This window comes from Sorangium sp. So ce394 (assembly GCF_051474665.1).
GTDB lineage: Bacteria > Myxococcota_A > Polyangia > Polyangiales > Polyangiaceae > Sorangium > Sorangium cellulosum_D.
The window spans coordinates 7,089,999-7,111,200 of record NZ_CP150339.1 but is presented as its reverse complement, the minus strand read 5'-3'; the positions used below and the strand labels follow the sequence as shown (position 1 = coordinate 7,111,200).

General features: G+C 71.8%; 14 protein-coding genes. 10 read left to right on the top strand and 4 right to left on the bottom strand.

The window, feature by feature from the left end:
- Window positions 1-290 precede the first annotated feature (290 nt).
- Together WMF33_RS25855 and WMF33_RS25850 are read left to right on the top strand one after the other, a co-directional pair.
- The gene (locus tag WMF33_RS25855) at window positions 291-1,214 is read left to right on the top strand and encodes a ferritin-like domain-containing protein (RefSeq protein ID WP_061622043.1); all 924 of its coding nucleotides are present in this window, start codon (window positions 291-293) and stop codon (window positions 1,212-1,214) included.
- Window positions 1,215-1,428: 214 nt separating this feature from the next.
- Window positions 1,429-3,642 carry a response regulator gene (locus tag WMF33_RS25850; protein ID WP_437322334.1) on the top strand — a complete coding sequence of 738 codons (2,214 nt, stop codon included), beginning with the start codon at window positions 1,429-1,431 and terminating at the stop codon, window positions 3,640-3,642.
- Here the strand turns inward: WMF33_RS25850 and WMF33_RS25845 are convergent.
- Together WMF33_RS25845 and WMF33_RS25840 are read right to left on the bottom strand one after the other, a co-directional pair.
- Window positions 3,620-4,468, bottom strand: a complete 849-nt coding sequence (locus tag WMF33_RS25845) for an SDR family NAD(P)-dependent oxidoreductase (RefSeq protein WP_437322333.1) — start codon at window positions 4,466-4,468, stop codon at window positions 3,620-3,622. The two genes, WMF33_RS25850 and WMF33_RS25845, sit on opposite strands and share 23 nt — an antisense overlap.
- Window positions 4,469-4,822: 354 nt before the next feature.
- A complete protein-coding gene (locus WMF33_RS25840) occupies window positions 4,823-5,149 on the bottom strand; it encodes an Mpo1-like protein (RefSeq protein ID WP_061629143.1) in 327 nt (108 codons plus the stop codon).
- A gap of 178 nt (window positions 5,150-5,327) precedes the next feature.
- Here WMF33_RS25840 and WMF33_RS25835 point away from each other — a divergent pair, with 178 nt between their 5' ends.
- Window positions 5,328-7,292, top strand: a complete 1,965-nt coding sequence (locus WMF33_RS25835) for a sigma 54-interacting transcriptional regulator (RefSeq protein ID WP_437322332.1) — start codon at window positions 5,328-5,330, stop codon at window positions 7,290-7,292.
- A gap of 89 nt (window positions 7,293-7,381) precedes the next feature.
- Here WMF33_RS25835 and WMF33_RS25830 read toward each other — a convergent pair whose 3' ends face one another.
- Window positions 7,382-8,923 carry a Glu/Leu/Phe/Val family dehydrogenase gene (locus tag WMF33_RS25830; protein ID WP_437322331.1) on the bottom strand — a complete coding sequence of 514 codons (1,542 nt, stop codon included), beginning with the start codon at window positions 8,921-8,923 and terminating at the stop codon, window positions 7,382-7,384.
- Between the two features lie 234 nt (window positions 8,924-9,157).
- On the bottom strand, window positions 9,158-9,844 hold the full coding sequence (locus tag WMF33_RS25825; RefSeq protein ID WP_437322330.1) for a hypothetical protein: 687 nt from the start codon (window positions 9,842-9,844) through the stop codon (window positions 9,158-9,160).
- A 1,084-nt stretch (window positions 9,845-10,928) separates the two neighbouring features.
- Between WMF33_RS25825 and WMF33_RS25820 the strand changes: the two genes are divergently transcribed.
- The 7 genes from WMF33_RS25820 (at window position 10,929) to WMF33_RS25790 (ending at window position 21,163) form a co-directional block, all read left to right on the top strand.
- Window positions 10,929-13,274 carry a right-handed parallel beta-helix repeat-containing protein gene (locus WMF33_RS25820; protein WP_437322329.1) on the top strand — a complete coding sequence of 782 codons (2,346 nt, stop codon included), beginning with the start codon at window positions 10,929-10,931 and terminating at the stop codon, window positions 13,272-13,274.
- A gap of 737 nt (window positions 13,275-14,011) precedes the next feature.
- Window positions 14,012-15,742 (top strand): ABC transporter substrate-binding protein, encoded by a 1,731-nt coding sequence (locus tag WMF33_RS25815; RefSeq protein ID WP_437322328.1) that lies wholly within the window; start codon window positions 14,012-14,014, stop codon window positions 15,740-15,742.
- Between the two features lie 48 nt (window positions 15,743-15,790).
- A complete protein-coding gene (locus WMF33_RS25810) occupies window positions 15,791-16,768 on the top strand; it encodes an ABC transporter permease (RefSeq protein WP_437322327.1) in 978 nt (325 codons plus the stop codon).
- Between the two features lie 21 nt (window positions 16,769-16,789).
- Complete coding sequence (locus WMF33_RS25805) at window positions 16,790-17,746, top strand: ABC transporter permease (protein ID WP_437322326.1); 957 nt, start codon at window positions 16,790-16,792, stop codon at window positions 17,744-17,746.
- Window positions 17,736-18,695, top strand: coding sequence for an ABC transporter ATP-binding protein (locus WMF33_RS25800; RefSeq protein WP_437322325.1), 960 nt, complete (start codon window positions 17,736-17,738; stop codon window positions 18,693-18,695). Before WMF33_RS25805 ends, WMF33_RS25800 begins: the two co-directional genes overlap by 11 nt.
- 2 nt (window positions 18,696-18,697) lie before the next feature.
- Window positions 18,698-19,753, top strand: a complete 1,056-nt coding sequence (locus WMF33_RS25795; protein WP_437322324.1) for an ABC transporter ATP-binding protein — start codon at window positions 18,698-18,700, stop codon at window positions 19,751-19,753.
- Between the two features lie 18 nt (window positions 19,754-19,771).
- Complete coding sequence (locus WMF33_RS25790; RefSeq protein WP_061629134.1) at window positions 19,772-21,163, top strand: GH1 family beta-glucosidase; 1,392 nt, start codon at window positions 19,772-19,774, stop codon at window positions 21,161-21,163.
- Window positions 21,164-21,202: the final 39 nt, after the last annotated feature.

Here is a 21,202-nt window from a genome sequence, read left to right as displayed (position 1 = left end):
TATGGTATCGCACGCCCAGGAGGCATACAAAGGGCGCCTCCTCGACGAACGCGCCGCAGCGTCACGTGTCGCGTGTCGCGCGTCGCGTCGCCTCGTCTAGCGTAGCCTAGCCTAGCCTAGCCGCGCGTCGTCGCGGCCCGGGCTCGTCCGCCCGGCGTCCTCCGCCGGCGCCGGCGCACAGGCGCGCTCCTGGTGCGCCGCGACGAAAAACTGCGCTATGGTGCGCGCCGGTCCCGTCTCGTGCGATCGCGGAGGCGGATCCCATCCGTCGCCGACGGGCACCTCGTTCGATGCTTTTCGCAGCGCCCCAGCCGGTCTCTCGCAAGCCCCCCGTCCAGCGCCCCACGTCGTGGTGGCTCAGCATGCTGCGCCGCCGCGCGGAGCGGATGTACGACGAAGCGCTCGACCTCTCCCAGCCGATCCCGTGGGAGAGCGAGGCCGAGCGCCAGGCGGCGATCGCCTTCTTCAACGCCGCGTTCCGCGCCGAGGAGTCCGGCCTGACGCAGGCCCACGCCCTGGCCGACGAGGTGAGCGCCTGGGACCCGGAGCTCGGCGAGTGCCTGCGGCTCTACGGCGACGAGGAGGGGTGGCACCGCGAGCTGCTCACGAAGTTCCTCGCGCACATCGGCGGCGAGGTCCGGCCCATGGGCCGCGTCACCGGCACCTTCTACCGCCTGTACGGCCGCGCGGAGCGGGTCGAGACGATCGTGCTCACGAACCTCATGTTCGAGACGATCGGCTCGACGACGTACCGCCTCGCGCTGCGGGAAGCCCGCTACCCGGCCGTGCGGCAGATGCTCACGATCCTGACGCGCGACGAGTCGTTCCACGTCCCGCTCAACGTCCACTTCCTGCGCGAGGCGCTGAAGCGCAGCCCGCCCTCGATGCGCCTCAAGCTGCGCGCCATCTACACGACGCTCTTCGCGGCGCTCCTCGGCTCCGCGGCCGCGAGCCGCCGGCGCGCGCTCGCCTTCGACAGGATCCCGTTCCGGGTGCTCGCGGGCGCCTACGCCGAGCACCTCGGCCGGCTCTTCGTCCACGAGAGCGATCTCGACTTCGCCCCGCCGGAGCTGCTCCTGCGCCTGTTCGGGCACAGCCGCCGCGCGCTCGCGTCGTCCGACGACCCCTCCGCCGTCAGCGTGCTCTCGGCGGAGGCCGCGGTCGATCGCGAGCGCGTCGTCGTGACGGCGCTCGGCGGCGCGCGCGACGCGTGACGCGCGCGAGACGCGCGCGAGACACGCGAAGGCCCGCGCGTGCGCGTCAAGGAGCCGTGACGCAACGCGGTGCGACGCGCGCCGGCGCCATGGCGGCGGGCGGTCGTTCCAGTACCCACGGTAAACTTTTCACCGGAACATTGTAAGCAGTACACTCTTTACTCCGGCGTCGTGGGCTCGCGCGGGGCGGGCGGAAGGTCGAGTCGGGGCGTCGATGGCAGGCAAGGAGCAGCGCCGGAGCGGCCCAGAGAGCAGCCCGGCCACGAGGAGCAGCGATTCCGCGGAGCGCGCGCTCGCGCCGCACGAGCCGGAGGCGTGGCCGTCCGCGCTCGCCGACGCGGAGCAGGACGAGGGCGCCCTCGCGCAGGTGCGGCACGAGATCCGGACGCTGCTCAGCGGGATCGTCGGCATCAGCGGCCTCCTGCTCGACACGGAGCTCGATCCGGAGCAGCGCGCCTTCGCGCGGCGCATCCGGAGCAGCGGCGACGTGGTGCTCTCGATGATCGACGAGCTCATCGATCTCGGTCAGCCCGGCGGCCGCGGGCTGCACGTCGACCGCGTCGACTTCGACCTGCGCCGGACCGTCGAGGACGCGGCGGAGCTGCTCGCCGACCGCGCGCACGACGACAGGACCGAGCTCGTGCTCGAGGTAGAGCCCGAGGTGCCGGGCGCGGTGCGCGGCGACGTGGCGCGGCTGCGGCAGGTCCTGCTGAGCGTCGGGACCTCCGCGCTCCGCGCGGCGCCCCGGGGCGAGGTGCTGGTGCGCGCCGCGCTGGAGGCGGGCCGGGAGGGCGATCCGCCGGGCGGGCCCGACGGCGCGACCGCGCGGGTGCGCTTCGACGTGCGCATCGTCGACGTGCGCTCCGCGGCCGCGGCGGGGCTCGCCGGCGGCGCGCAGGCGCCGGGGAGGGCGGGCGCCCCGGGGGGCGCTGCGCGGCCGCTGCCCGAGCAGGACGCGCGCGCCGCGGAGCTGCGCGCGGCGCCCGGCGTCGCGATCGCGAGGCGCCTCATCGCCGCGATGGGCGGTGAGCTCCGCGCCGCGCCGGACGCCGGCGCGCGCCGCCGGGGGCTCTCGTTCGTGCTGCCGTTCGAGCGGCGCGGGCGCGGCCCGGAGCGCGCGCTCATCCCGCGCATCGACCTGCCCGGCAAGCGGGTGCTCGTCGTCGACGACAGCGGCTCGGTGCGCCGCGTGGCGCAGAAGCTGATCGAGGAGCTCGGGCTCGCGTGCCGCACCTCGGAGAGCGGCGCCGCCGCGCTCGCCGCGCTGCGCGAGGCGGCGGGCGCCGGCGCGCCGTACGACATGGTGCTGATCGACCTCGAGCTGGCCGACCTCGACGGGCTGACGCTGCTCCAGCGCATCAAGGCGGACGCCGCGATCGCGCCCGCGCGCAGCGTGCTCATGACCTACCCCGGCAGGGAGGCGCCCAGCCGCGCCGAGGCCGACTCGGTGCTCATCAAGCCGATCCGGCGCGCGCAGCTGCACTCGAGCCTGCGGCTGCTCGCGGGGCTCTCGCCGGAGCACCTGGCCGCCGGGGCGCGCGCGCACGCGCCGAGGTCGCGGCGGGGGGCGCCGACGTCCGAGGCGCGGAGCTCGTCGCGCCCGAGGGTCCTCGTGGTCGACGACAACGCGGTGAGCCAGAAGGTCGCGGCGTTCATGGTCGAGAAGCGCGGCTACCGCGCCGACGTGGTGGACAGCGGCCGCGCGGCCGTCGAGGCGGTGCGGCGCGGCGGCTACGCCGCGGTGCTGATGGACTGCCACATGCCCGGCTTCGACGGGTACGCGGCGGCCGAGGAGATCCGCCGCGCCGAGCGGCCGGACCGGCGGACGCCGATCATCGCGATGACGGCGAGCGCGGGGCGCGACGCGCGGGAGCGGTGCCTCGCGGCGGGGATGGACGACGCGCTGTCGAAGCCGCTGAGGCAGGACGAGGTCGATCGCGCGCTGCGGACCTTCGCCGCGGCGTCGCGGTCCGGCGCGTACGAGGCGGTACGCCCCGAGAGCGCGCCGCCGAGCGTGGAGCTCCCGCCGCCGACGCTGGTCACGCCCTCGCCGCCGCCGCCGGGCGGGGCGCGCGTCCAGGCCGCGGCGCCGGGGAGGCCGCGGGCCGGGCTGCGCGCGGCCCCGCCCGACGTCGTCAGCGAGGTGACCGAGCTGTTCCTCACGGAGGCGCCGAGCCGGGTGGCCGCGATGGGCGAGGCCGCGGCGCGGGGCGCGCTCGGCGAGCTCGAGCGGCTCGCCTGGGCGCTCTACGAGAGCGCCGACGAGCTCGCGGCGTTCAACCTGAAGGAGCTCTGCGCGCGGCTCGATCGGGAGGCGCGCGCCGGGACGATCGAGAGCGCGACCGAGGCGGTGCAGGCCATCGCCCGGGAGGTCGGGCGCGTGCAGTCCTCGCTCGCGGCGGACCTCAAGAAGCGGGGGCTACGGTGACGTCCGCGCGGGTGAGGCCGGCGAGCCGCGCGCTCATGTCCCAGAGCCGCGCGGCCGCCTCGGCGTCGTTCGCCATCCCCTTGAGGGGCCTCGCCCGGGTCCGCTCGAAGAAGGCGGGGCTCGCGGCGGGCGGCGCGTCGGCCAGGATCGCGAGGAGGTTCGCGGCGGCCTGCGCCGGGGTCGCGCCCACGACGTCGATCAGCGTCTTCAGCACGCGCGAGGTCCCGTCGAAGAGCCCCGACCGCACGAGCCCGGGGTAGTAGCAGAGCACCCGCGCCCCGCTGCCCGAGAGCGCGTCCGACAGCCGCCGCGCCGCGAGCACGAGCGCGAGCTTCGACCGCGCGGAGGCGGCGAGGAACGAATAGGAGCGCTTCGACATGAGGTCGTCGAAGTCGAGCCGGATGCTGTCCACCGGCGCGACCAGGTTGACCACGCGCGCGTCGCGCGCGGCCTTGAGCCGGTCGAGCAGGAGGTTCGACAGCAGGAAATGCGACAGGTAGTTCACCTGGAACGTCATCTCGAGGCCGTCCGCGGACTCCGCGCGCTCGCGCAGGAACACCCCCGCGTTGTTCACGAGCAGGTGGACGGCCCCGCACCGGTCGGCCACCTGCCGGGCCGCGGCGCGCACCGACGCGAGCCGGCCGAGGTCGCACTCGACGAGGTGGACCTCGCCCTGCACCTTCAGCGCGGCGAGCTTCCTCGCGCCCTCGGAGCCGGTCTTGCGGCAGAGCACGGTCACCCGGGCGCCCTGCCGCGCCAGCGCGGATGCCGTCGCGAGCCCGATCCCCGAGGTCCCCCCGGTGATCACGGCGACTTTCCCCCTCATGCTTTGCGCACACCCCATCTGCCGTCTCCTCGTCTCGCCGTCCTCGTCCATCTCATCGCCTGCGGCGGCGGGCCGGTCACGACGCTCCGGGAGCGCGTCGGCGACAGGAGCCCTCAGCGGCGCGCGCCGGAGCGCCAGAGCGGCGCGATGCCCGCTGGAAACCCCCAAGAGAAGAGTCGTCGTCCCCCCGCCCGCGACACAGGTACGACCATGCACGCATCACGTCAAGCGAGCGTGGCGCATCGCAGCACGGGCGTGAAGTGGGTAAATTCCAGATTTTCCGCATTCGGGCGGCAGGGTCGGACCGTGTGTCCACGTCGGACCGCAGCGCGCGGGACGGGAGGGATGACGAGTCTAGCGCGACGCGTCAGGGGCGGGCGTCTCCTCGAAGACGCGCACGCCGTATTTCTCGAGACACCAGAGCACGCCGATGATCAGGCTGCGTTTGTCGTCCACGAACGACGGCTTCTTCCCCTCGAAAACGTGGCCGGCGAACTGGAAGCCCCAGCCCGTCGCGAACATCGCGGCCGCGAGCGGGAGGCCGATGAGGGTGGCGCCCACGGGGAAGCTCGCGACGATGAGCGGTATGCCGACCTTGTGACACGCCTGGTTGCGTGGATCCTGGTGGTCTTCCTTGTAACGGCGGAGCACCTCTGTCCATTCGGCGTTGAGACGGAGCATGCGACCATCTTACCACGCTGCCGCGCCCGCGCCGCGCGAGGAGGGCGCGCGGGCGGCGAACGCGGACCCGGCGTTCAGCCGCGCTTTCGTCGAAGACCGGCCGCGCCGTTGCTTCCCGGTTGCCGCTTGGAGCAATGAGGCGTAGTTGGGCAGTGTGAGCGGTCAAAGAACCGGTCCCATGGCGACGACTGCACCGCTGTCAGTCAAGACAGGGGAGCTCATCCAAGGCGCGCGCTCGGAGAAGCGGCGTGTCCTCTTGCTCGTTTACCACCATGACGGCGTCGAGATGGCCCCGATGAGCCCCGGCGTCGGCGTCGTCGTCGGCAGGGAGCCCCCGGCCGACGTCGTGATCCGCGACAGGAGCATCTCGCGCCGGCACGCGCGCTTCACGCTCGTGGGCGGCGAGGTCGTGGTCGAGGACCTCGGCTCGCGCAACGGGACGCGCATCTCGGGGCAGCGGGTCGAGAGCGGCGTGGTCAAGGCCGGGGACGAGGTGCTGCTCGGCGGCATCGTCGCGTCGGTGCACGTGCTCGCGGGCGGCGAGCTGCCGCCGTTCGGCCTGGAGGGCTCCGACGCGCTCCGCGTCGCCCTGCAGGCCGAGATCGTGCGGTCCCGGTTCTTCAGCCGGAAGTTCGCGCTCGTCGTGGTCCGCTCGCTCGGCGCCCAGGCGAGCCACCTCCGCCACTGGGGGCTCCGCGTGCGCGAGGCGCTGCGGCCCGTCGATCGCGTCGCGTTCTACAGCGCCGACACCCTCGAGATCCTGCTCCCGGAGGTCACGCCCGAGCTCGCGGAGGAGCTCGCGAAGGCGATCGTCGCGCGCCGCGAGGGCGAGCCCGTGCTCGTGTCGGGCGTCGCGGTGTTCCCCGACGCCGCGACGTCGATCGACAAGCTCATCGAGGTGAGCCACGAGGCGTCGCGCAGCGCGAGCCCCGCGGCGCCGGTGTACCTCGCGGCCCCGGAGGGCGCGCTGCTCTACGTCGCGCCGAAGGTCGAAGGCGCGCGGCCGCCCGAGGAGGAGGGCGCCGCGGGCGCGGTGCCCGAGAGCCAGTGGGAGGCCGACGGCCACGTCCTCGCGACGAAGAGCCCGCTCATGCGGTCGCTCGTCGAGGTGGCGCTGCGGGCCGCGCGCTCCTCGATCCCGGTGCTCCTGCGCGGCGAGACCGGGACGGGCAAGGAGGTGCTCGCGAGGTTCATCCACGACCGCAGCCCGCGCCGCGGCGAGCCGCTCATCTGCGTGAACTGCGGGGCGATCCCGGCGCTGCTCATCGAGAGCACCCTCTTCGGCCACGAGCGCGGCGCCTTCACCGGGGCGAGCCAGCAGCAGAAGGGCGTCTTCGAGGCGGCCGCCGGCGGCACGGTCCTGCTCGACGAGATCGGCGAGCTGCCCGCCGCCGCGCAGGCCGCGCTCTTGCGCGTGCTGGAGACCAAGCGGGTGACGCGCGTCGGCGCGACCAAGGAGATCGAGGTCGACGTCCGCGTGATCGCGGCGACGCACCGCGACCTCGACGCGATGTGCGACGCGGGCACGTTCCGGCTCGACCTGCTCTACCGGCTGAACGCGATGACGCTGAACATCCCGCCGCTCCGCGCGCGCCGCGACGACATCGCGACGCTCGCGGCGGGCTTCCTGCAGCAGGCGAACGCGGCGAACCTCAGCAGGGTCCAGTCGATCACGTCCGAGGCGCTGGCCCTGCTGAAGAGCTACTCGTGGCCCGGCAACGTGCGCGAGCTCCGCAACGCGATCGACCGGGCGGTGGTGATCGCCGAGGGCGAGGCGATCATGGCGCGCGACCTCCCGGAGCGCATCCGCACGGCGGTGACCGCGCCCAGCGCGCCGTCCGCGCCGCCGCGCGCCCACGACCCCTCGCGCTCGTCCGATCCCGGCATGCCGGCCCTGTCCCAGCGCCCGTCCGAGCCGCTGCCGTCGCGCCTGTCGGAGCCGGCGTCGTCGGCGGCCCCCTCGACGGGCGGCCTCAAGACGCGCCTGGAGCAGATCGAGGCCGACCTCCTGCTCGAGGCGCTGCGCGCGTCGGACTGGAACCAGACCGAGGCGGCGCGGCGCCTGGAGCTGCCGCTCAGGACGCTGCAGCACAAGATCAAGGTCTACGGCATCAAGAAGCTCGGGTACGGCGTCGCCCGGTAGCGCCGCCCGGACGAGCATGGGCGCGCGCCTGCGCTCCTCCGGCGACCGACCGCCGGCGGCGCCCGCGGTCCGGCGGCCGGAGGCGCCGCCTACTGGGAGAACCCTTCCAGCATGTAGTGCGCCTCGATGCGCTTCAGCGCGAGCACCATCGCGGCGAGCCGCATCGGAAGGCGCTTTCCGACGACGAGCCCCGACGAGTCGTGGTCTTCGGTGCGGCGCGGCCGGTCCTCCGCGATGTCGCAGATCAGGCGGTAGTTGCTCTTGATGGCGCGCTCGAGGCGCGCGTTCACCTCGCCCTCGGTCCAGTGCTCCATGCGCTTGTTCTGGATCCACTCGTAGTACGAGACGGTCACGCCGCCCGCGTTGCCGATGATGTCGGGGATGACGCTGATGCCCCGCTCCGCCAGCACCTTGTCCCCCTCGGTCGTGGTCGGGCGGTTGGCGCCCTCGGCCACGAGCTTCGCCTTGAGCCGCTCGGCCACCTCGCCGGTGATGGCGTCGCCGAGCGCGGCAGGGATGCAGATCTCCGCGTCGACGCTCCAGAAGTCGTCGCGCGCGATCGCCTGGGCTCCCGTGTAGCCGGCGACCGACCGCCGGAGGTTCTGCGGGTTCTCGTTGACGTAGGCCATCAGCGCGCTGACGTCGATGCCGTTCGGGTCGAACACCGCGCCGTCGGCGTCCTGCACCGCGACGCACCGGGCGCCCATCCTGCACAGGATCTCGGCCGCGGCGGAGCCGACGTTGCCGAAGCCCTGCACGATGAAGCGCGCCCCGGCGAGGGAGGCGCCGCGCTGCGCGTACCACTCCTCGATGCAGTACGCGAGCCCCTGGCCCGTCGCCTTGGCGCGCCCCTCGGAGCCGCCGATGCGCACGTCCTTGCCCGTGACGACGCCGCGGTGGTTGTGCCGCTCGCGCTCGCCGTCGCTGTACTGGCGCAGGAGCCACGCCATCACCTCGCCGTTCGTGCCCACGTCGGGCGCGGGGATGTCGACGTTGGGCCCGATGAGCTGCTTGAGCCGGTACATGTACCGGAGCGAGATCGCCTCGAGCTCTTCCTTGCCGTGCTCGCGCGGATCCATGCGAATACCCCCCTTGGCGCCGCCGAACGGGACATGCGCGATGGCGGTCTTCCAGGTCATCTCGGCGGCGAGCGCGTTGAACAGGTCGAGCGACACGGCCTTGTGGAAGCGGAGCCCGCCCTTATAAGGCCCCCGCGCCTGGTTGTGCTGGACCCGATAGGCCTTGAAGCGGACGAACCCGCCGGGCTGGATCCGGTAAAGCCCCTGGTCGGCGAGGCGGATCACGCCGTCCTGCACGTGAATCGAGCCGCTCCGGAGCGCCTCGGGGCGGAGGATGAGCTTGCCGTTGAAGAGCGGGGTGATGGCGGCGCGGTTCGGGATCACCGAGGCAGCGAGCCGCTCGTAGGTCGCGGCCGCCTCCCCGCGGAAGGGGACGAGGCGGTCCTGGAGCTGCGTGGTGATGTAGAAGATGTGCTCGTAGTCGGGCTGCTCGAGCTCCAGCCGGATGCGAGGGGCCAGGCCGATGAGGTCCGCGGCCGTGTGAAACACCGCCATGGACTCACCGAAGATGTTGGTCTCCGGCTCGCGCTCTAGGAGGGGGGCGTCTTCCATCGCCTTATGCTGCCTCGTCCACGCGGCGGGGGTCCAACCTTTCGAGCGCCCGCGCGGCGCGCCGAGCGAGCCAGCGCGCCGCGCGGGCGCGCGATCTCGAGAGATGCCGATCGACCACGGGCCGCCGGCCTCGCGGGGAGCTGGTGCGGCTCCCCGCGGAGATTCCGGCGGCCCGTCGCGTCGGTCACCGCTGTCCCCGACCGGCAGCGTGGCCGGCGCCCTCAGGCCATGACGTCAGGGGGAGAACATCCCGGGGGTCGCGCCGCCGTAGGGGGAGCCGAAGCCGCCGGCGCCGCCCGGCCACCCGAAGCCGCCGCCCGGGAAGCCGAGGCCGCCGCCGAGGCCGCCGCCGAGGCCGCCGCCGAGGCCGCCGAGCCCCCCGTAGGGGGAGCCGAAGCCGCCGAGGCCGCCGTAGGGGGAGCCGAGACCGCCGAGGCCGCCGTAAGGGGAGCCGAGACCGCCGAGGCCGCCGTAGGGGGAGCCGAGGCCGCCGTAGGGCCCACCGAGGCCGCCGTAGGGGGAGCCGAGCCCACCGAGGCCGCCGTAGGGCCCGCCGATGCCGCCGAACGGCCCGCTGGGGATGCCCCCGCCGGGGATGCCGCCGAACGGCCCGCCGATGCCGTCGAACGGCCCGCCCGGGATGCCGCCAGGGACCTGGCCGACAGGGCCCTTGCCGACGGGGCCTTGAACGAGCGGCCCGCCGAGATCGCCCTTGCCGGGAGGGAGCAGGCCGCCGCCCCGCGTCTCCCCCGTATCCCCCGCTGTATCTCCCTCCAATGCCTGCTCGCTCGACGCCACGTCGACGTCGGCCTGCTCCAAGTCGGCCTCTGCCGGCGTCACCGCGCCGACCGCGCAGCCGGTCATCAACGCAGACAAGAGCATCGCCGCTTGCGCCATCTTCATATCGATCGAGCTAACCATCCGTCCTCCTTCCATGCCCCGCGATGGCTGTCAGAGCCGCGGTGGCATGTTGAGCGGCGTGGAGAGCAGGCTGCGTGCCTGACAGGCCGTGTGCAGAGCCTGCCGCGTCGGCCCTCTGCGGCTGCCGGACGGCGACGGCGAAAGTGCATTGTCTGAATCCGCGCCGTGTGGGAGCCCTGCCCCGCATCATCGCGCCCGAGCGCCGCCGCGCCGGCGCGCTTCGAGGCCGCCTCGCAGCGCCGATGTGGGAGGCTCCCGGGCGCTGGAGAAAGGCAAATGTCGACGCGCGCAGCGGGGCGCCCGCGGCGCGCGGCGCGCGGCGGGACGGGACGAGGGCGACCCGACTTGCAGCTTTATCGGGCCCTGCAAACCGCATTTCCGAAGACCTGGTCGATCTCTGCAATCGAGGGCTGCGGACTCGACATCATCGCTGATGGGCGGCAACGTCCCGCGGCCCGGCGCCCTCTGGTCACGCCCTGCGCAGCCCACGTGAGCCGACAACGGCCCAGGGCGGCGCTCCCCCTGCGGCGACCGCGCCGGCGCAGCGCGCGCCCGAGCCGCGCGCCGTCGCCATTGTCGTCCGGAACGCCGGCGCCGACGCGGGACTCGGCCGCGGACGGCGGCCCCGCGACGCGGCGGGAACGGCCTCCTCCGCGGAGCGTCCCGGCGGCGCTCGGCGCGGCCCAACGTGGTTGACAGAAAGCGTGCGACCCGCACGATCGGCGGCGCGCGCGAGCCCCGCGCCCGGAGAGATCCGCGCGCGCGGCCGGGACCTCGGCGCCGCGCAGACGTCCGCGGCGACGCAGGGAAAGTCGGCGCGATCGCGATTCCTCTGCCTGGCCGGAGGCTGGCTCCTGTTGTAAGATTCATTACTCCGAAGGAGTTCGCGCGGCGCCGTTGAGGCGCTGTCCTCGTCATCACGCCGCGGACTCGACGGTGATCTCCGGCGCTCGGGGCGCCGGCTCATGCACGACAAGCGGTCTTCGCGCCGCGGCGGCGGCTCCTCGGCCCCGTTCGCCCATCCGGGCGCGCGGGGGGCGCGCGGGGCGCGCGCCGGGGCAGCGCTGTCCGAGGAGGGTATCGCATGCGCTTCTGCGCGACGCGCCCGGGTTCGTCTTGGCTGACCGCCGGCATCGCGGTCCTGTCGCTGCTCGTCGCGGGGTGCAGCGACCCCTCGGGCGGCTCCGACACTCCGCTCGACCGCTGGCCCGGCACGCCGCCCTGCGCGCGCGGGCACGTCCTCGGGCCCGGGGGCGCGTGCATGCCGGTGGGCATCCAGGGGTGCGCCGAGCTGTTCGTCGAGAAAGACGATCTCTGCCGCCCCTCGATGGCCCAATGCCCTCCTGGGACGATCCCGAAGTTCGACGAGGGGTGCATTCCCGTCGGCCTGCCGCGCTGCGCTCCCGAGCTCGTCGGCGACGACGGGCTCTGCAGGCCGGCCATGGCGAAGTGTCCGGCGGGCACGTTCGCGACGCCGGAAGCGGGGTGTGTGAGCGTCGACGGCCCCGACGGCTGCGGGCGCGGGCCGTGGGGGGACGTGCCCCGGGCGCCCGGCAACGTGTATGTCGACCCGAGCTACGCCGGCGCGGACGGCGACGGCTCCGAGGCGAGGCCGGTCACGACGCTCGAGGCGGCGCTCGAGCGCGTCGCCGACGGCGGGACCATCGCGCTCGCGGACGGCACCTACGACGAGCCGGCCGTCATCACGAGGCCCGTCGCCATCGCCGGCCGGTGCGCCTCGCGCGTGCGGATCCGCGGGGTGAGCCCGCTGGTCGTCCCGCCCGCGATCGTGGCCGTGCTCGGCGCAGGGGAGGTGACGCTCCGGGGGCTGGAGATCGGCGGCGACGGCGCCGGCGTGGTCGCGAAGGGCTCGAGCGCCGTGACGCTCGAGCGCGTGCACATCAAGGGCGCTGCCAACGCCGGCGTCCTTTCGGGCGACGGCGCGCGGGTCTCGGTGGCAGAGAGCTGGATCGAGGGGACGCGCGCCGGCGCGGCGGGCGACGGCATGGGCGCGCTCGCGGACGCCGGCGGCGCGCTGTTCGTGCGGGAGAGCGCCGTGACGGGCAGCCGCGCGGCGGGCGTGGCCGCGCTCTACGCGGGCGCCTCCGCGGCCGTGGTGGGCAGCCTCGTCGAGGGGACCTCGCCGTCGGAGCGCCTCCGGGACGGCGAGGGGATCGTCGCCCGGGACGGCGCCGAGGTGTCCGTCGAGCGCACGGCCGTGGTCGGCAACCGCCTGTCGGGCATCGTCGCGACGGGGAGCGCGTCGGCGACGATCTCCGGCGTGCTCGTCGAGGGGACGATGCCCGGGAGCGTCGAGCCGAGCTACGGCGTCGGCGTGTACGCGGCGAGCCGAGCGCGCGTCGCGATCGACTCGAGCGTGCTCCTCGGCAACGCGGAGATCGGCGTCGCCGTCCTCGGCGAGGGCACGGCGGCGACGATGACGCGGAGCCTCGTCCAGGAGACGGTGGCGGCCGCGTCCCTGTCGCTGCTCGGCGGGTTCGGCGTCGCCGTGGCCCGCGGCGCGGCGCTGCGTCTCCACGACAGCGCCATCGTCCGCAACCGCGGGACCGGGGTTCACGTGGGCGATCTCTCCGCCGAGCTGGTCGCCACGGGCAACCTCGTCGAGGGGACGATCGCCGGAGGGGCCTGGGGCGACGGCGCCGGGGTGTCCGTGATAGAGGGCCGCGCGACGCTCGCGTCGAACGTCCTTCGCGACAACGAGGGGACCGGCCTGGCGGTGGGATATGCCGGAACCGAGGCGACCGTGACAGGCAACCTCGTCGAGGGGCATGTCGCGCCGGACCGGCGCGCGCCGGCCGGGCAGGGGATCGTCATCTACCGCGGGGCCACCGCGGCGCTCTCGGGCAATCTGATCCGCGGGAGCCGCTCGGTCGGCGTCCTCGCCGGCGCGGAGCTCCCGGGCGGCAAGGTCGAGATCACCGGGGACCTCATCGAGGGCACGTCGGGCGACGACGGCGCCGGCATCGGCGTCGCCGCCGCCGGCTACCAGCTGCGGCTCGCCTCGTCCCTCATCCGCGCGAGCCGCACGGCCGGCGTGGCGCTGTTCGCCGCCGAGGCGGAGATCGCGGAGACCGTCATCGACGGCGTGACCGGGGGCGGCCAGGCCGGGAACGGCGCGCCGCACGGCGACCTCGTCGCCGACGGCGTCCTCGCGCTCGCCGGATCCACAGCCACCCTCGACGGCGTGCGGGTGACCCGCTGCGCGCGGGCCGGCATCCTGTTCGATCGGAGCTCGGGTCGCCTCTCCCGGGTGCGCGCCTGGGACAACCTCTTCGGGCTGGTGGTACAGGGCTCGCCCGCGCTCGAGCTGAAGAAGGGCGGCGAGAACGCGTTCACCGGCAACATCGCGGCAGACGAGCGCTTCGACGCCGGCCTCCTCGTGCCCGCGTCCGCTCCCTCGCTTCCGTGAAGCGCGCCTGCCGGATGGCGCCGCGCCCCACCGCGCGAAACCTAGAAGACATGGAACGGAATCTCCCCCGATACATCCTAGTCGGGGCACGGCCGCGCGGATCGAGGCTCCACACGTCGAATCGCGCGCCCCGAATCGACGCCGCGCGCACCTGCGTCTCGCGCGTCGCCGCGCGCTCCGGACACGATCTCCCGCCGCCTGCGCAGGGGGCGCGCTGCGCCTCGCCGGCCCGTGGAGTGCCCGTCCGCGCGCAGGGACGAGCCGGAAAAATCTGGTCTTGTCATCGCTCGCGGACATCTGTATAGACGTGCCCCGGCCGCTCCCTGAAACGATGCGTCAACGATGCGTCAACGATGCAGTCATCGACTGCCTCCTTATCTTGCTGCGAACGAAGAAAATAACAGTGTAAGCGCCAGAGTGCTCAGGTGTCATGACGCGCGATGACATCATGAGACGGAATTGCTGCCGCGATACATGACGCGCCACGACATCTCCCTTGAAAACGCGCCTGAGTGAGCGGCACGAGAACTTGGTAGCGACCTCGAATCCCCGTTGACACTGCTGTGCGAAGACGGCTACAGTGCCGACGGCTGGATGCCGGTATGGTGCGCTGCGTCGCAGCGAAGGGGTCCGGCGAGTCGCTGGGTCACGTGGCGGCTTCCAGGAAGATCAGTTGAGTGGGAGAGGGACGGTGGGCGCTCGGGCGTGTCCACGAGGGCCCCGCGAGGAGCATTCTCATGAGGAACTGGTTGTTGCCGCGTCGAACGTTGGTTCTCTCGGCGTTGCTTCTTTCGGTCGGCGCAGTGGCAGGTTGCCCGAAGCCCGACGCGAAGAAGGACCCCGGGGGCGGCGCTGGCACCGCCCCGACGGCTCCCGGGGCCGTCAAGAACCCCACGACGGCGGACACCTTCCTGACCGTCTCGATCGAGCAGCAAGCGTCGTGGGTGCGCAACTTCAACCCTCTGCTGGCTCCAGGCAACGTTCGCTGGCCAACCGTCGCTGGCATCTACGAGCCGCTCCTCGTTTACAACACGATGAAGGGCGAGTTCACCCCCTGGCTCGCCTCGAAATACGACTGGAGCAACGGGAACAAGACGCTCACCTTCACGATTCGCCCCGGCGTGAAGTGGTCCGACGGCCAGCCCTTCACGGCGAAAGACGTCGCCTTCACCTTCGGGCTCCTGAAGAAGCACGCCGCCCTCGACCTGCAGGGCGTCTGGAAGTGGCTGACCGCGGTTGAGGCCAAGGGCGACTCGGCGGTCGAGTTCTCGCTCACGCGGCCGTACGTCCCCGGGCTCGTCTTCCTCGGGCACCAGCCGATCGTGCCGGAGCACAAGTGGAAGGACGTGGCCGATCCGGTCACCTTCACGAACGAGAACCCGGTCGCGACGGGGCCCTTCACCGAGGTGAAGAACTTCCAGAACCAGATTTACGAGCTCGGTCGTAATCCGAACTACTGGCAGCAGGGCAAGCCCGCGATCAAGGGGCTCCGCTTCCCGGCCTACCCGGGCAACGACCAGGCGAACCTGGCGCTCCTGAACGGCGAGGTCGACTGGGCCGGCAACTTCGTCCCGGAGATCGAGAAGGTCTACGTCGGCAAGGATCCGACGAATCACCACTACTGGTTCCCGCTCGTCGGCAGCACCGTGTTCGTCTACACGAACACGACGAAGAAGCCGCTCGACGACGTGCGGGTGCGCAAGGCGATCAGCATGTCGCTCGACCGCGAGCAGATCGTCAAGGTCGCGATGAACAACTACACGCGGCCGGCGGACGCGACGGCGCTCAGCGACGCGCACGAGCGCTGGCGCAGCCAGAAGGTCGTCGAGAGCGGCGACTGGGTGAAGTTCAACGTGGCGAAGGCGAACCAGATCCTCGACGAGGCGGGCTACGCCAAGGGCGCCGACGGCATCCGCGTGAAGGACGGCAAGCCGCTGCGCTTCGACATCAACGTCGTCACGGGCTGGTCCGACTGGGTGCGCGCGGCGCAGATCGTCACGCAGCAGGTGAAGCAGATCGGCGTCGAGGCCACGCTGAAGACGTACGACTTCAGCGCGTTCTTCGAGGCGCTCCAGAAGGGCACCTTCGACCTGTCGATGGGCTGGTCGAACGAGGAGCCGACGCCGTACAACTTCTACCGCGACCTCCTCGGTTCCGCGACCGTGAAGCCGGTCGGCGAGTCGTCGGCGCGCAACTGGCACCGGTTCGGCGCCAAGCAGGCGGACGGCCTCTTCGAGGCGTTCGAGGCCGCCACCGATCCGGCGGAGCAGAAGAAGCTGCTCGAGCAGCTCCAGGAGATCTTCTCCGAGACGGCGCCCTCGGTCCCGCTGTTCCCCGGGCCGTCGTGGGGCGAGTTCAACACCCGCCGCTTCACCGGGTTCCCCAGCAAGGAGAACCCGTACGCGAAGCTGTCGCCCAACAACCCGCCCGAGTACCTGCTCGTCCTCACCGAGCTCAAGCCGAAGTGACGTCGGGCGTGATCTGATCCGGAGAGCAGGTTAGAAGAGAGACCTTCTGTGCGTTACCTTCTTCGACAGCTGGGCTTGTATTTCATCGCGGCGTGGGCCTCGCTCACCCTGAACTTCATCATCCCGCGGCTCATGCCGGGCGATCCCGCCTCGGCGATGTTCGCGCGCTTCCGCGGCCAGCTCCAGCCGGAGGCGATCGAGGCGCTGCGGAAGGCGTTCGGGTTCACGGGGGAGCCGCTCTACAAGCAGTACATCACCTACCTGGGCCACACCCTGACGGGCGATCTCGGCACCTCCGTCGCGCACTTCCCCGCGCGGGTGACGGAGGTGATCGCGACGGGGCTCGGCTGGACGCTGCTGCTGTCGGGCGCCGCCGTGATCATCGCCTTCGGCCTGGGGACGCTGCTCGGCATCATCGCGACGTGGAAGCGGGGCGGCCTGCTCGACTCGGTGATGCCGCCCGTCCTGATGTTCCTCGGCGCGTTCCCCTACTTCTGGCTCGCGATGGTGTCGCTCTACATCCTCGGCTTCGTGCTCGGGCTCTTCCCGCTGCGCCACGCCTACAGCGACACGCTCTCGCCCGAGTGGAGCCTGGAGTTCATCGGGAGCGTGCTGTCGCACATGGTCCTGCCCGGCCTGTCGATCGTCATCGCCACCGTCGGCGGCTGGATGCTCGGCATGCGCAGCGCGATGGTCACCGTGCTGTCCGAGGAGTACATCACGATGGCCCAGGCCAAGGGGCTCTCGCAGTGGCGGGTCATGTTCACCTACGCCGCGCGCAACGCCCTCCTGCCCAACGTGACCGGCTTCGGCATGGCGCTCGGGTTCGTGCTCGCCGGCTCGCTGCTCACCGAGATCGTCTTCTCGTACCCGGGGCAGGGCTACCTGCTCATCCAGGCGGTCCGCAACCAGGATTACCCGCTCATGCAGGGGATCTTCCTCACCATCACGTTCGCCGTGCTGGGGGCGAATTTCCTGGTCGACATCATCTACGTCTTCCTTGATCCCCGCGCTCGCACGCGCTGAGGTCTGGCTCCAGGAGAAGCGATGGCTGCGCAACAAAGCAACAGCGGGGGCGGCGTCTCCCGCGCGGCGGGGTGGTTCCGCCTCCTCCTCTCGAACCGCAAGGCGATGGTGGGCACGCTCATCGTGCTCTTCTTCCTGCTCCTCTCGCTGCTCGGCCCCACGTTCGTGCAGCAGGATCCGCACGCGTTCGTGGGCATGCCGCACGAGGCGCCCTCGGCCGAGCACCTCTTCGGCACGACGGGCCAGGGGCAGGACGTGCTCGCGCAGACGATCGTCGGCGCGCGGACCTCGCTGGCCGTCGGGGTCGCCACGGGCCTGGCCGTGATGGCGATCGGCGCGATCATCGGCATGGCCGGAGGCTACTTCGGCGGCTGGATCGACAACGTGCTCTCGCTGCTCACGAACGTGTTCCTGATCATCCCCGGCTTGCCGATGGCCGTCGTCATCGCGGCCTACCTGCCGGCCGGGCCGCTGACGATCCTGTTCGTCCTCGTCCTCACCGGCTGGGCGTGGAACGCGCGCGTGCTCCGGTCGCAGGTGCTCGCGCTGCGCGACAAGGACTTCGTCTCCGCGGCCCTCGTGAGCGGCGAGGGCAGCGCGCGCATCATCTTCCTGGAGATCCTGCCGAACATGACGTCGCTCCTCATGTCCGGCTTCATCAACGCGACGATCTACGCCATCGGCGCGCAGGTCGGCCTGGAGTTCCTCGGGCTCGGCGATCTGAGCGCCATCACCTGGGGGACGAACCTCTACTGGGCGAGCAACAACGCCGCGCTCCTCACGGGCGCGTGGTGGACCATCGTGCCCACCGGCGTGTGCGTCGCGCTCGTCGGGTTCGCGCTCACCCTGATCAACTATGCCATCGACGAGATCTCGAATCCGCGGCTCCGCGCGGAGGGGGCCTGGTCGCGTATGCTCAAGAGCCGCAAGGTCGCGGCTGGTCCGTCAACGCCGGTAGTGAGGGCTCATGGCGCCTAGTCCGATTCTCTCGGTTCAGGATCTGCGGGTCGAGTTCATGACCCCGACGGGTCCGGTCTGCGCGGTCGACAATGTCTCGTTCGACATCGCCCCGGGCGAGGTGCTCGGCCTCGCCGGCGAGTCGGGGAGCGGCAAGTCGACGGTGGCGATGGCCATCATGCGGCTGCTCCGCCCGCCGGCGGTGATCACGGGCGGACGCGTGCTCTTCGCCGGGCAGGACGTCCTGTCCATGACCGAGGATCAGCTCCGCGCCTTCCGGTGGCGGAAGATGGCGCTCGTGTTCCAGAGCGCGATGACCGCGCTCAACCCGGTGCTGACGATCGGCGAGCAGATCGCGGATCCCATCATCGCGCACGACGGCGTGACGCCGGCGCAGGCGATGGAGCGCGCGGCCGCGCTGCTCAAGCTCGTGAACATCGACACGTCGCGCCTGTCGAGCTACCCGCACCAGCTGTCGGGCGGCATGCGGCAGCGCGTGGTGATCGCGATCGCCATGGCGCTCAAGCCGCCGTTCCTCATCATGGACGAGCCCACGACGGCGCTCGACGTTGTCGTGCAGAAGGAGATCCTGCAGCAGATTGCCGACCTCAAGGATCGGCTGGGCTTCTCGATCCTCTTCATCACGCACGACCTCTCGCTCATCGCCGAGTTCTCCACGCGCATCGCCATCCTCTACGCGGGCAAGCTCGCGGAGACGGCCCGCGCCAAGGACCTGTTCAGCGATCCGAAGCACCCGTACACGCAGGGGCTCCTCGGGTCGTTCCCCTCGGTCCGCGGGCCGCGCCGCAGGCTGCAGGGCATCCCGGGCTCGCCGCCGGACATGCGCAACCCGCCGCCCGGCTGCCGCTTCCACCCCCGGTGTCCGCAGGCCTTCGCGACCTGCCAGAACGAGCTGCCCGTCCTCCGTGAAATCGCGCCCGAGCACCGCGGCGCCTGCCACCTCTACTGACGATGACGATGACGCAACCTTATGTCTCGCCTGTCCTCGACGTGGTGCGCCTCGCCAAGTACTTCCCCGTCGGCGGCGGGCTGCGCACGCAGCAGCTCCGGGCGCTGCACGACGCCTCGTTCTCGCTGGCCGAGCGCGAGGTCATCGCGCTGGTCGGGGAGTCGGGCAGCGGCAAGAGCACCATCGCGCGGCTGCTCGCGCGGCTGATGCCCCCGAGCAGCGGGCAGATCCTGTTCAAGGGTCGCGACGTGCTGAAGGAGGAGCCGAACCGCGCCTCGCTCGCCTACCGCGGGCAGGTGCAGATGATCTTCCAGGATCCGTTCGGCTCGCTGAACCCGGTGCACACGATCGGCTACCACCTGGAGCGGCCGCTCCTGCTCCACAACAAGGCGCCGAACGCCGCGATCCTCCGGGAGAAGGTGCACGCGCTGCTCAAGACGGTCGACCTGAACCCGCCGGCGGAGGTCGCGGCCAAGTTCCCGTACCAGCTCTCGGGCGGCCAGCGGCAGCGCGTCGCGATCGCCCGCGCCCTCGCCGTGGATCCCAGCGTGATCCTCGCGGACGAGCCGATCTCGATGCTCGACGTCTCGATCCGCATGGGCGTCCTCAACCTGATGGAGCGCCTCAAGGAAGAGCGCGGCATCTCGTACCTCTACATCACGCACGACATCGCGAGCGCGCGCTACGTCGCGGATCGCACGATGGTGATGTACGCCGGCCACATCGTGGAGGGCGCGCCCAGCGAGGAGCTGATGCAGCAGCCGGCGCACCCGTACACGAAGCTCCTGCTCTCGGCGGTGCCGGACCCGAACGGCTCGATCCGCAGCGAGCTCCCGGCCCGCTCCGGCGCGCCGAAGCTCATCAACCCGCCGCCGGGGTGCCCGTTCGCCGATCGCTGCCCGAGCGTGATGAACACGTGCCGCGAGGCGATGCCGGCGGCCGTCGACGTCGGCTCGGGGCACTGGGTCCGCTGCCACCTCTACTCGCCCGGCTCGGTCGCGCCCTCCGCGCACTACGACCGCAAGGTGCCCGCCTCCGTCGAGGCCGTGCCTGTCTGAGGAGAATCACAACACAACATGCCGTCTCTGAGATTTCCCGACAAGTTCGTCTGGGGGGCCGCGACGTCCTCCTATCAAATCGAGGGTGCCACGAGCGAAGACGGGCGCAGCGAGTCGATCTGGGATCGCTTCGCGAAGACGCCCGGCCAGATCACGGACGGGACCAACGGCGACGTCGCGTGCGACCACTACCACCGGTGGCCTGAGGATATCGCGCTGATGAAGAGCCTGGGCCTGATGGCCTACAGGTTCTCGATCGCGTGGCCGCGCATCCTCCCGAACGGCCGGGGCGCGGTGAACCAGAAGGGGCTCGACTTCTACAGCCGGCTGGTGGACGGCCTGCTCGAGGCCGGGATCGAGCCGTACGCGACGCTGTTCCACTGGGATCTGCCGCAGGTGCTCCAGGACGAGGTCGGGGGCTGGCTGCACCGCTCGACGGCCGACGCGTTCGTGGAGTTCGCCGACGCGGTGTCGCGGAAGCTCGGCGATCGCGTCAAGAAGTGGATCACGCACAACGAGCCGTGGTGCACGGCGTTCCTCAGCTACGAGAAGGGGATCCACGCGCCGGGCATGCGCGATTTCAGCAAGGCGCTGACGGTGAGCCACCACCTCCTGCTCTCGCACGGCCTCGCGGTGCCCGTGCTGCGCAAGAACAGCCCCGGCGCCGAGGTGGGCATCACGCTGAACATGAACTACGCGATGCCCGCGTCGCCGAGCGCTGCCGATTACGACGCGGCCCGCCACTACGACGGGTATTTCAGCCGCTGGTTCCTCGATCCGCTCTACGGCCGGCACTACCCGGCGGACATGATCGCGGACTACATCAAGCTGGGCTACCTCCCGCCGGAGGGGCTGACCGTGTGCAAGCCGGGCGATCTCGAGATCATCGCGACGCAGTGCGACTTCCTCGGCCTCAACTACTACTCCCGGGCGGTGCTGCGGAGCACCAAGGTCCCCGAGGAGCAGAACCTGCCGAGGACGGTGCACGTCGCCCCCGCGTCCGAGCAGACCGAGATGAACTGGGAGGTGTACCCGGAAGGCCTGCGGCGGCTGCTCATCCGGCTGCACGTGGAGTACGGGGTGCCGAAGCTCTACGTGACGGAGAACGGCGCGGCCTACTCGACCGGGCCGGACAAGAACGGCCGCATCCCGGACGAGCAGCGGCTGAAGTTCCTGCGCGATCACTTCGTCGCGGCGCGGCGCGCGATCGACGCCGGGGCGCCGCTCGCCGGGTACTTCGTGTGGTCGCTGATGGATAACTACGAGTGGGACCGCGGCTACTCTCAGCGGTTCGGCATCGTCTGGGTGGACTACGAGACGCAGCGCCGCACCCCGAAGGACAGCGCGCTCTGGTACAAGGGCGTCATCGCCGAAAACGCCGTCGACGACGGCGCCTCGCAGGCCACCTGACCGGCGGCGCTCGCTGCTCCAGGCGAGCGCCGCTCTCTG

Coding starts and splice junctions, on each gene's coding strand:
- WMF33_RS25855 (WP_061622043.1), top strand. CDS start 291: ATGCTTTTCGCAGCGCCCCAGCCGGTCTCTCGCAAGCCCCCCGTCCAG.
- WMF33_RS25850 (WP_437322334.1), top strand. CDS start 1,429: ATGGCAGGCAAGGAGCAGCGCCGGAGCGGCCCAGAGAGCAGCCCGGCC.
- WMF33_RS25845 (WP_437322333.1), bottom strand. CDS start 4,468: ATGAGGGGGAAAGTCGCCGTGATCACCGGGGGGACCTCGGGGATCGGG.
- WMF33_RS25840 (WP_061629143.1), bottom strand. CDS start 5,149: ATGCTCCGTCTCAACGCCGAATGGACAGAGGTGCTCCGCCGTTACAAG.
- WMF33_RS25835 (WP_437322332.1), top strand. CDS start 5,328: ATGGCGACGACTGCACCGCTGTCAGTCAAGACAGGGGAGCTCATCCAA.
- WMF33_RS25830 (WP_437322331.1), bottom strand. CDS start 8,923: ATGGAAGACGCCCCCCTCCTAGAGCGCGAGCCGGAGACCAACATCTTC.
- WMF33_RS25825 (WP_437322330.1), bottom strand. CDS start 9,844: ATGGTTAGCTCGATCGATATGAAGATGGCGCAAGCGGCGATGCTCTTG.
- WMF33_RS25820 (WP_437322329.1), top strand. CDS start 10,929: ATGCGCTTCTGCGCGACGCGCCCGGGTTCGTCTTGGCTGACCGCCGGC.
- WMF33_RS25815 (WP_437322328.1), top strand. CDS start 14,012: ATGAGGAACTGGTTGTTGCCGCGTCGAACGTTGGTTCTCTCGGCGTTG.
- WMF33_RS25805 (WP_437322326.1), top strand. CDS start 16,790: ATGGCTGCGCAACAAAGCAACAGCGGGGGCGGCGTCTCCCGCGCGGCG.
- WMF33_RS25800 (WP_437322325.1), top strand. CDS start 17,736: ATGGCGCCTAGTCCGATTCTCTCGGTTCAGGATCTGCGGGTCGAGTTC.
- WMF33_RS25795 (WP_437322324.1), top strand. CDS start 18,698: ATGACGATGACGCAACCTTATGTCTCGCCTGTCCTCGACGTGGTGCGC.
- WMF33_RS25790 (WP_061629134.1), top strand. CDS start 19,772: ATGCCGTCTCTGAGATTTCCCGACAAGTTCGTCTGGGGGGCCGCGACG.